General features: G+C 70.7%; 9 protein-coding genes. 5 read left to right on the plus strand and 4 right to left on the minus strand.

All coding sequences use genetic code 11. The annotated features are described in order from the left end of the window. Nucleotides 1–66: 66 nt before the first annotated feature. Together prmC and prfA are read right to left on the minus strand one after the other, a co-directional pair. The gene (gene prmC / locus MFF64_RS21350) at nucleotides 67–933 is read right to left on the minus strand and encodes a peptide chain release factor N(5)-glutamine methyltransferase (RefSeq protein WP_099907672.1); all 867 of its coding nucleotides are present in this window, start codon (nucleotides 931–933) and stop codon (nucleotides 67–69) included. Further along, nucleotides 930–2,009, minus strand: coding sequence for a peptide chain release factor 1 (prfA, locus tag MFF64_RS21355; RefSeq protein ID WP_099907670.1), 1,080 nt, complete (start codon nucleotides 2,007–2,009; stop codon nucleotides 930–932). Before prfA ends, prmC begins: the two co-directional genes overlap by 4 nt. Nucleotides 2,010–2,233: 224 nt before the next feature. Between prfA and MFF64_RS21360 the strand changes: the two genes are divergently transcribed. After that, nucleotides 2,234–2,656 (plus strand): ester cyclase, encoded by a 423-nt coding sequence (locus tag MFF64_RS21360; RefSeq protein ID WP_099907668.1) that lies wholly within the window; start codon nucleotides 2,234–2,236, stop codon nucleotides 2,654–2,656. 412 nt (nucleotides 2,657–3,068) lie between these two features. Here the strand turns inward: MFF64_RS21360 and ptsP are convergent, their stop codons facing one another. Beyond that, nucleotides 3,069–5,330: a phosphoenolpyruvate--protein phosphotransferase gene (gene ptsP, locus MFF64_RS21365; protein ID WP_099907666.1), complete on the minus strand. Its 2,262-nt coding sequence runs from the start codon at nucleotides 5,328–5,330 to the stop codon at nucleotides 3,069–3,071. 176 nt (nucleotides 5,331–5,506) lie between these two features. After that, complete coding sequence (locus MFF64_RS21370; protein WP_099907664.1) at nucleotides 5,507–6,742, minus strand: aspartate kinase; 1,236 nt, start codon at nucleotides 6,740–6,742, stop codon at nucleotides 5,507–5,509. A gap of 192 nt (nucleotides 6,743–6,934) precedes the next feature. On the opposite strand from MFF64_RS21370, the gene ubiG reads away from it, so the two are divergent. The 4 genes from ubiG (at nucleotide 6,935) to MFF64_RS21390 (ending at nucleotide 9,674) form a co-directional block, all read left to right on the plus strand. Next, on the plus strand, nucleotides 6,935–7,684 hold the full coding sequence (gene ubiG, locus MFF64_RS21375; protein WP_099907662.1) for a bifunctional 2-polyprenyl-6-hydroxyphenol methylase/3-demethylubiquinol 3-O-methyltransferase UbiG: 750 nt from the start codon (nucleotides 6,935–6,937) through the stop codon (nucleotides 7,682–7,684). 58 nt (nucleotides 7,685–7,742) lie between these two features. Further along, nucleotides 7,743–8,315, plus strand: a complete 573-nt coding sequence (locus tag MFF64_RS21380) for a YbhB/YbcL family Raf kinase inhibitor-like protein (protein ID WP_099907661.1) — start codon at nucleotides 7,743–7,745, stop codon at nucleotides 8,313–8,315. 88 nt (nucleotides 8,316–8,403) lie between these two features. Further along, complete coding sequence (locus MFF64_RS21385) at nucleotides 8,404–9,378, plus strand: NADPH:quinone oxidoreductase family protein (RefSeq protein WP_099907659.1); 975 nt, start codon at nucleotides 8,404–8,406, stop codon at nucleotides 9,376–9,378. 128 nt (nucleotides 9,379–9,506) lie between these two features. Beyond that, a complete protein-coding gene (locus tag MFF64_RS21390; protein ID WP_099907658.1) occupies nucleotides 9,507–9,674 on the plus strand; it encodes a YqaE/Pmp3 family membrane protein in 168 nt (55 codons plus the stop codon). The last annotated feature ends 88 nt before the right edge of the window (nucleotides 9,675–9,762 follow it).

The raw sequence follows: 9,762 nt of genomic DNA on the forward strand, positions 1-9,762 counted from the left end.
CGGCGACGCCAAGTGACTTCGCGCCGATTTTGCGCACAAAGGCCACAGGAACCTCAAGATTCCACATCAGCAATCGATCTCCGCGGTCATGGCGACCACCCGCGGGTGTCCCGCGAGGTCGCGCCACACCTGCGCGCTCAAGCCCTGGGCGGCGGCGAGCTGACGCAGCGCCTCCTCCTGGTCGTAGCCGATCTCCACCAGGAGATGCCCGCCTGGGCCTAACAGCCGCGGCACCTGGGTCAGGATGGTGCGATAGGCGTCGAGCCCGTCGGGGCCGCCGTCGAGGGCGAGGCGGGGATCGTGATCGCGCACCTCCCCGGACAGGCCGGCGATGACCTCGCTCGCGATATAGGGCGGATTCGCCACCACGAGATCGAACGGCCCGGCCAGGGATGCGGCCCAGTCGCCGCAAGCGAAGGCGGCGCGGTCGGCGACGCCGTTGCGGGCGGCATTGGCCCGGGCGGTGCGCAGCGCGCCGAGGGACCGGTCGAGGCCGAGACCGAAGGCCAGCGGCCACTCGGTCAGCAGAGCCACCAGGATGCACCCCGAGCCGGTGCCGAGATCGACGAGGCGGTGCGCGCCGTCCGACCTCAGGCCGATTGCCGCCTCGACCAGGGTCTCGGTGTCGGGGCGCGGCACCAGGGTCTCGGGCGAGAGCCCGAACGGCAGGCCCCAGAACTCCCAGGCGCCGATGACCCGCGCCACCGGCTCGCCGGCGAGGCGGCGGGCGAGGTACGTGCTCAGGCGTTCGGCCCCCTCTTGCCCGACCGGCTCGGCCCCGCGCAGCGCGAGATCGGTGGCGGTGATGCCCAGCGCCTCCTCGACCAGGATCCGGGCGTCGAGGGCGGCGGTCTCGATGCCTCTGGCGGCGAGCTCGTCCGCGGCCCGGGCCCGGGCCGCGATCCGGCTCGTCCCCGGAGCAATCGCGATCACGCCATCCCCTCGGCGGCGAGGAGCGCAGCCTGATGCTCGGTGATCAGCGCATCCACCACCTCGTCGAGGGCAGTGCCGGCCATCACTTCCTCGAGCTTGTAGAGGGTCAGGTTGATGCGGTGGTCGGTCACCCGGCCTTGCGGGAAATTGTAGGTGCGGATCCGCTCCGAACGATCGCCGCTGCCGACCTGGGCCCGCCGGTCCGCCGCCCGGGCGGCGTCCTTCTGGCTGCGCTCCTGGTCGTAGAGCTTGGCCCGCAGCAACGCCATGGCGCGGGCCCGGTTCTTGTGCTGCGAGCGCTCTTCCTGGACGAAGATCACGATGCCGCTCGGCACGTGGGTGATGCGGATCGCCGATTCCGTCTTGTTGACATGCTGGCCGCCCGCTCCCTGCGCCCGCATCGTGTCGATCTTCAGGTCGGATTCGTTGACCTGGATGTCGACCTCTTCCGCTTCCGGCAGCACCGCCACGGTGGCGGCGGAGGTGTGGATGCGACCTTGCGTCTCCGTGTCGGGCACGCGCTGCACCCGGTGGGCCCCGCTCTCGAACTTCAACCGGGCGAAGACGCCCCGTCCCTTCACCTCGGCCACGACCTCGCGGTAGCCGCCCATCGTGCCGGGGCTCTCCGAGATGACCTCGACCCGCCAGCCCTTGAGGTCGGCGTAGCGCGAGTACATCCGGAAGAGGTCGCCGGCGAAGAGCGCCGCCTCGTCGCCGCCGGTGCCGGCGCGCACCTCCAGGATCGCGCTCTTCTCGTCGGCTGCGTCCTTGGGCAGGAGCAGGAGCTGGAGTGCCCGGGCGGCAGCGTCGCGGGCGGCCTCGGCCTCCGGCTTCTCCTCGGCGGCGAGGGCCCGCATCTCGGGATCACCCTCCTCGATCATCTCCTCGACGCCGCGCAGGGCGGTCTCGGCGGCCCGGAAGGCGCGGATCGCCTCCACCACGGAATCGAGGTCGGAGAGCTCGCGCGAGAGCTGCACGAAGCTCTCGGCGTCGGACTCGCCGGCGCTCAGGGTGGCGGTGACGATGTCGTGGCGGGCCAGGATGGCGTCGAGACGGTCGGACGGGATCGCGATCATGAACGGGATATGGCCATTGGCGACGGACGGGTCATCCGGGGCGGCCCGCGCCTGGTGCCGGAGATGGTGCCGCGTATAGCAGGTCTGCGGGGGTTGGGGAGTCGGCGCGGCCTCGCAACCTCTTGCACCATGGCAGTTCGCATGCCGTTCGACGCGCCCGAGCCGCCGGCCGACCGCGCTGGCAGGACGCTTGCTGGTCGGTCCGGCCTACCGGGGAGCCGACCATGACGGGCGCGACCATGCTGAAGGATCTGTTCGATCGTTGGGAACGGGTCTGGCACGAGGGGGCCTTCGACCTCGTCGAAGCCTGCATCGCGCCGCATTACATCCGGCACGACGAGACGGGCGATCGCACCGTCCCCCGCGAGGACTACGCGGCCGAGCTCTCACGCTTGAGGGAGGCGCGCCCCGATATCAGGATCATCGTGTACGACCACAGCTTCGACGGCGACCGCGCCTGGTACCGCTTCACGATGCGATGGACGGATCTCGAGAGCGGCGAGGTGCGAATCCGTGCCGGCCTGCAATCCTACCGCACGGAGGCGGGCCGGCTGGCCGAAACCTGGGTCATCATGCAGCCGATCGGCTCGGCCTGGGGCGATGCCGTGGCGCAGGCCAGCTGGACGAGCCGCGTGCACGGCCGGTAGGCCGCCTCGGGAAGGGCGGCTCGGTCCGACGCAGCGGTCCTGGACAAGAGCTGCCCCGCCAGTTCCTGCGAGCGCGAGCCCCTTTGCGGATGAGGGCCGCATGCCCAATCTTCTAGGCGAGGGCCGCGGGTGGCAGCCCGCGCCCCCTCTTGTCAGGTGGACGTCATTACATCAGCCCGAGCGTGATAGTGAAGACCCATCCGGTCGGGCTGATGTAATGACGGTGATCGTCACGAACGGCCAGCCGTTCGCACGTCTCACCCCATCCCCGATCTGCGCAAGCTCGAAAGGCGACGGCCGGCGAACTCCGCCGCAAGCCCCGGTGCCCTAGAGCCTTCGCTGCCAGAGAGGATCTTTCCCAATGTCACAATGATGGCACGCAGAGATTGCCGATTCCCGTAGCCGGCGCTCGTCAGACGGGCACGCCGTGCGCTTCCGCGAAGGCGGCGAGGGCCGGGCGCAACGACGCCCCGTCGCGGGTCCGCGCCAGTTCCTGTTCCAGGAAGGCCGAGACGGCGCCGGCATCGAGTCCCAGCACCATCGCCTTCACCGGGCCCAGGGAGGCCGGGGACATCGAGAGGGCGCGGAAGCCCAGCCCGATCAGCGCCATCGCCTCGAGCGGCCGCCCGCCGATCTCGCCGCAGACCGTGGCCGGGGTGCCGGCGGCCTTCGCCCGCTCGGCGATCAGCCGGAAGGCGCGGAGCGCCGCGGCGCTCAGGGGGTCGAAGCGGTTGGCGACCTGGCGGTTCTCGCGGTCGACCGCGAACAGGAACTGCATCAGGTCGTTCGAGCCGACCGAGAGGAAGTCGGCCTCCGCCGCGATCTCGTCCATCTGGAACAGGAGCGAGGGCACCTCGACCATCACGCCGAGCCGGCAATCCGCCGGAAGCGGGTGGCCGTGGCGGGTGAGGTGGGCCTTCTCGCGCTCGACGATCGCGCGGGCCTGGACGAATTCCTCCACCGTCGCGACCATCGGGAACATGATCTTGAGCGGCCGTCCGCGGGCGGCCTTGAGCAGCGCGCGCAGCTGCATCCGCAGGAGGCCGGGCCGGTCGAGGCCGATGCGGATCGCCCGCCAGCCGAGGGCCGGGTTCTCTTCCTCCAGCGCCTTCATGTAGGGCAGCACCTTGTCGCCGCCGATGTCGAGGGTCCGGATCGTCACCGGCAGGTCGCCGACGGCGTCGAACACCGCCTCGTACAGGATCTGCTGCTCGGCCGCCGTCGGCATCCGCTCGGCCACCATGAATTGCAGCTCGGTGCGGAACAGCCCGACGCCCTCGGCCCCGGTCTCGTTCAGGTGCGACAGGTCGACGATCAGGCCGGCATTGAGCTGCAGGCCCACGGCGACACCGTCGCGGGTGACCGCCGGCACGTCGCGCAGCGAGCGGTACTGCTCCTGACGCCGGGCCCGCAGCCGCGCCTTCTCGGCATAGGCTGCCTCGATCTCGGGACCCGGCCGGATCTGGATCTCGCCCGTCCCGCCATCGACGATGATGGCGTCGCCGGTCTCGACGAGGGCCGTGGCATTGGCCACCTCGCCCACCGCCGGGATGCCGAGCGCGCGGGCCACGATGGCGATGTGACTCGTCGGCCCGCCCTCCTCCAGCACCACGCCGCGCAGGCGGGCGCGGTCGTAGTCCAGCAGAGCCGCCGGGCCCATCGAGCGCGCCACCAGGATGGCGTTCTCGGGCATCGCGTCGGGCCCGACTGTCGGGTGACCGACGAGCTGACGCAGGAGCCGGTTGGCGAGGTCGTCGAGATCGTGCAGGCGCTCGCGCAGGTAGGGATCGCTCTGGCGCAGCATCCGGGCGCGGTTGTCCGACTGCACCCGCTCCACCGCGGCTTCCGCGGTCAGGCCCGAGAGGACCGCCTCGCGCATCCGCCTGAGCCAGCCCTGGTCGTGCGCGAACATCCGCACTGTCTCGAGCACCTCCCGGTGCTCGCCGGCCCCCGCCACGTCGCCGCGCTCGACGAGGTCGTCGATGGCCGCCCGGACCTCGGCGATGGCCGTGTCGAGGCGCGAGGCCTCGCGCTCGACATTCTCGGCGATCAGGTTGCGCACCACGATGCGCGGCTCGTGCAGCACCACGTGGCCGAGCCCGACGCCGTCGGCGAGGGCTACGCCGCCCTGGCTGAGCGCCCGGCGCGAGGCGCTGACCGTGCCGGGCGAGAGCGCCTGCAGCTCGCCCGAGGCGATCATCTCCGCCAGCACCATGGCGGTGGTCTGAAGCGCCTCGATCTCCTCCTCGGAATAGACCCGGTAGGTGCGGTTCTGCACCACCAGCACGCCGAGCGTGTTGCCGGCCCGCAGGAGCGGCACGCCCAGGAAGGCATGGTAGACCTCCTCCCCGGTCTCGGGCCGGTACGAGAAGGCAGGGTGCGACTGGGCGTCGGAGAGGGAGAGCGGCTCGGCGGTGGCGGCGATGAGGCCGACCAGGCCCTCGCCGGCCCGCATGGTGGTGAGGTGCACCGCCTCGCGGTTGAGGCCCTCGGTAGCGAAGAGTTCGAGGTTGCCGTCGTCGCGCAGCACGTAGACGGAGCAGACCTCCGCGACCATGTTGGACGCGATCAGGACAACGATGCGGTCGAGGCGCGCCTGCGGGCCGACCGGCTCCGCCATGGCCTCGCGAAGGCGGCGCAGTAGCAGGCGCGGGCCTCCAGGCGCTGCGGGCATCGTGTCGTGTTCCACCCTTTAGCGAGCCGGACCCGGCGCAGCGCAACCCTGAGGCTGAACCTGCGCAGGCCTGACGCATCGGCCCCGTCATCGCCGTATAGCGAGTCCAGCGCCCGGCCGGCAAGCGACCTTTCCGGCAAGCGACCTTTGGGGGGCGGGGCCGACGCCCCGCCCCGTCACGCCTTGTCGAGACCGTACAGCGAGTGGAGCGTGCGCACCGCGAGCTCCGTATAGGCGGCGTCGATCAGCACAGAGAACTTGATCTCGGAGGTGGTGATCGCCCGGATGTTGATGCCCTTCTCGGCCAGCGCCCGGAACGCCTTGGCGGCGACACCGGCGTGGCTGCGCATGCCGACGCCGATCGCCGAGACCTTGACCACGTCGGTGGCGCCCTCGATGCGCTCGAACTCGACCGCGCCGCGTTGCGCGTCGAGGATCGCGCGGGAGCGCTCGTAATCCGCGGCCGGCACCGTGAAGGTCATGTCGGTGGCCGCGCCATCGCCGGACACGACCTGGATGATCATGTCGACGTTGATGTTGGCGTCGGCCAGGGGGCCGAAGATGGCGGCGGCGATGCCGGGCTTGTCCTTCACCCGGCGAAGAGTGATCTGGGCCTCGTCCTTGGAGAAGGCGATGCCCGTGATGATCTGCTGTTCCACGATATCGTCCTCGTCGCAGATGAGGGTGCCGGGGCGGGCGTCGTCGGGGTCGTCGAAGGAGGAGCGCACGGTGGTCGGCACCCGGTGCACCATCGCGAGCTCGACCGAGCGCACCTGCAGCACCTTGGCCCCGAGCGAGGCCATCTCGAGCATCTCCTCGAAGGCCACCCGCTCGAGGCGCTGGGCCTTCGGCACCACCCGCGGATCGGTGGTGTAGACGCCGTCGACGTCGGTATAGATGTCGCAGCGCTCGGCGCCGACCGCCGCCGCGACCGCGACCGCGCTGGTGTCGGAGCCGCCGCGCCCGAGGGTGGTCAGGCGGCCGGTCTCGGCATGGATGCCCTGGAAGCCGGCGATCACCGCGACCTCGCCGCGCCGGAAGCCGGCGTCGAGGCGGGCGCCGTCGATGGCCTGGATCCGGGCCGAGCCGTGCTGGTCGGAGGTCTCGATCGGGATCTGCCAGCCCTGCCAGGAGCGGGCCTTGAGGCCCATCTCGTTGAGCACGATGGCGAGCAGGCCCGACGTGACCTGCTCGCCGGAAGCGACGACCGCGTCGTACTCGGACTGGGCGTAGAGCGGCGAGGCGTCCTTGCACCAGGCCACCAGCTCGTTGGTCTTGCCGGACATCGCCGAGACGACGACCGCCACCTCGTAGCCGGCCCGCACCTCGCGGGCGACGTGGCGGGCGACGTTGCGGATGCGGTCGACCGTGGCGACGGAGGTGCCGCCGAATTTCATCACCAGGCGGGGCATGGGGATCCGATCGAACAAACTGTCTTCTGCCGCAGCGCGAGGCTGCGGGCGTCCGGCGGGTACAAGCGGGCCGGGGCGGTGTCAACGTTACGAGCGTGCGCGACATATCACGGCGGTTGGCCGGAGGCGGCGGCTGCGCTACCTCGGCGGTCGAGACGAGAACTCCATGTCCTGCAGGAAGGCCTGGCGCCGATGAGCGAACCGACCGGACCCTCGATCGACCGCGACGAGGTCGCCCGCTTCGATCGCCTGGCCGCGACTTGGTGGGACGAGGCCGGGCCGATGCGGGTGCTGCACCGCTTCAACCCGGTGCGCCTGACCTATATTCGCGACACGGTCTGCCGGCATTTCGGCCGCGACCCGCTCGCGCCGCAGCCGTTGTCGAGTCTCAGCCTCGTCGATGTCGGCTGCGGCGGCGGCGTCCTGTCGGAGCCCCTGGCGCGCCTCGGCGCCGAGGTGACCGGGCTGGACCCGGCCGTCACCAACGTCAAGATCGCGCAAGCCCATGCCGACGAGGCCGGCGTGCCGGTGCGCTACCGCGCCGAGACGATCGAGACGGTGGTGGAGGCGGGCGAGCGCTTCGACGTGGTCTGCGCCATGGAGGTGGTCGAGCACGTCACCGACATGCCAGCCTTCGTGCGCAGTGCCTGCGCGGCGGTGAAGCCCGGCGGCCTGTTCTTCGCCGCCACGATCAACCGGACGATGCGCTCCTTCGCGCTCGCCATCGTGGGGGCGGAATACGTTCTCAACTGGTTGCCGAAGGGCACTCACGACTGGGACAAGTTCGTCACCCCGGACGAGCTGCACGACGCCGTCGAGGCGGGCGGTCTCTCGGTCACCGACACGACCGGCGTCGTCTTCAACCCGCTCACCAGTCGCTGGAGCGCCGCCCGCGACACGGCGGTGAACTACATGATCGCGGCCGAGCGGCCGCGCGCCTGACGCGGGCAACCCCGACCCGTCCCTCCCGGTTGTCGCAGCGAGACGAGGAGAGGGGTTCATGCTGGAGAAGATTCCGCACGTCGTGGGCGAGGCTTTGTCGGGCCTGCGGGCCGGTATCGGGAAGACCGCCTGCCACGCCGAGTTCGAGGGCGCACCCGACACGATCCGGGTGACGAGCCCTGCCTTCGCCGACGGGGCCGCCATGCCGGCCCGCTTCACGCAGGACGGGGAGAAGCTGTCGCCGCCCCTCGCCTGGAGCGGCGTTCCGGCCGGCACAGCCGCCCTCGTGCTTCTGGTCGAGGATGCCGACAGCCCGACGCCGAAACCGATCGTCCACGCCATCGCGTGGGACCTCGACGCGACGGGCGACGGCCTTCCCGAGGGCGCCCTGGCAAGCCCCGGCTCCGACGGCACGGTCGAGGAGATCGGCAAGAACACCTTTCTCAAGGCCGGCTACCTGCCGCCCGATCCGCCGACCGGCCACGGCCCGCACCGCTACCTGTTCCAGCTCTACGCTCTCAACCGGCATCTCGGGCTCGACGGCATTCCCGGCCGCGGGGCCCTGCTGGAGGCCATGCACGGCCACGTGCTGGCCAAAGGCGTGCTCATCGGCACCTACGAGCGGCGCTGACGGCCGAGGTCCCGGCTTGCCAGCGGACGCGGCCTGGCCCACGACTCCACGTCAGGCCGCCGGCGTGCGGCGGGGAGGATGTTCGGCGATGAAGGCACTCCTGTGCAAGGCGCTCGGCGGCCCGGAGGACCTGGTGATCGAGGACGTGCCGGATCCGGTGCCCGGACCGGGCGAGGCCCTGGTGCGGGTGACGGTCGCGGCGCTCAATTTCTTCGACACGCTGATCATCGCCGGCCGCTATCAGGTGAAGCCGGACCTGCCCTTCTCTCCGGGTGCCGAGGCTTGCGGCGTCATCGAGGCGCTGGGTCCCGGCGTCGAGGCCTTCCGGGCCGGGGAGCGGGTCATCGTCCATCTCGGCTACGGCGCCTGCCGCGAGCGGGTGGTCGCGCCGGTCTCCGGCCTCACCCGGGTGCCGGAGGGCGTCAGTGACGAGCAGGCGGCGGGCCTCTCCGTCACCTACGGCACCTCGCTGCACGCGCTGCAGGATCGGGCCAACCTGAAGCCCGGCGAGACTCTGGCAGTGCTGGGCGCCACGGGCGGCGTCGGATTGGCGGCAGTGGAACTCGGCCACGCGATGGGCGCGCGGGTGATCGCCTGCGCCTCCTCCGCCGAGAAGCTCGATCTCGCGAAGGCGCACGGCGCCGACCTCACCCTCGACTACAGCCAGGAATCTCTCCGCGACGGGCTGAAACGGCTCGGCGGAGAGGCCGGCATCGATGTCGTGTACGATCCGGTCGGCGGCGCCTACTCGGAGCCGGCCCTGCGCTCGCTCAACTGGAAGGGCCGCTTCCTGGTTGTCGGCTTCGCGGCCGGCGAGATCCCGAAGATCCCGCTGAACCTGGCGCTTCTGAAAGGCATCGACATCCAGGGGGTGTTCTGGGGCGCGTTCCTCAAGCGTGAGCCCGAGGGCCACGTCGCCAATCAGGCTCGCCTGCTGGCGCTGGTGAGCGAGGGACGGCTCTCGGCCAAGGTGCACGGCGTCTACCCGTTGGAAGAGGCCGCGTCCGCCCTCGGCATCCTGGCGCGCCGCGAGGCGATGGGGAAGGTGCTGCTGCGGCCCTGAACATCCCCTCCCCTCCCGAACCGGGCGGGGTCAGATGGCAAGGTCTCGATGTCCGATCGGGAACAGTTCGAGCGCCGGGCCGTTCCCAGCGTAGCCTTTTCATTCCCGAGCGTCAGGACGGAGACACCGTGGGCGACATCATCCGCATCATCCTGCTCGTCGTAATCCCGCCGCTCGGCGTGCTGTTCACCGTCGGGTTCGGCCTGCAGTTCCTTCTCAACATCGTGCTGACGCTGTTCGGCTACATCCCAGGTCTGATCCACGCCATTTGGGTCGTAACGCGCCGCAACTACTGATACCGCCGCACCTTCGAACGGACGCGTTCGAAAGTGCCAGGCAAGCCCGAATGGGCGCCGGCGCTGATGCGCCGGTCGCCTTCGCATC

It is taken from the genome of Methylobacterium frigidaeris (genome assembly GCF_022179185.1).
Lineage (GTDB): Bacteria > Pseudomonadota > Alphaproteobacteria > Rhizobiales > Beijerinckiaceae > Methylobacterium > Methylobacterium frigidaeris.

What these genes read in the sequence shown, in the direction of transcription:
- MFF64_RS21385 (WP_099907659.1), top strand. Translation starts at nt 8,404, where the DNA reads ATGAAGGCACTCCTGTGCAAGGCGCTCGGCGGCCCGGAGGACCTGGTG.
- ptsP (WP_099907666.1), bottom strand. Translation starts at nt 5,330, where the DNA reads ATGCCCGCAGCGCCTGGAGGCCCGCGCCTGCTACTGCGCCGCCTTCGC.
- ubiG (WP_099907662.1), top strand. Translation starts at nt 6,935, where the DNA reads ATGAGCGAACCGACCGGACCCTCGATCGACCGCGACGAGGTCGCCCGC.
- prfA (WP_099907670.1), bottom strand. Translation starts at nt 2,009, where the DNA reads ATGATCGCGATCCCGTCCGACCGTCTCGACGCCATCCTGGCCCGCCAC.
- MFF64_RS21370 (WP_099907664.1), bottom strand. Translation starts at nt 6,742, where the DNA reads ATGCCCCGCCTGGTGATGAAATTCGGCGGCACCTCCGTCGCCACGGTC.
- MFF64_RS21360 (WP_099907668.1), top strand. Translation starts at nt 2,234, where the DNA reads ATGACGGGCGCGACCATGCTGAAGGATCTGTTCGATCGTTGGGAACGG.
- MFF64_RS21380 (WP_099907661.1), top strand. Translation starts at nt 7,743, where the DNA reads ATGCTGGAGAAGATTCCGCACGTCGTGGGCGAGGCTTTGTCGGGCCTG.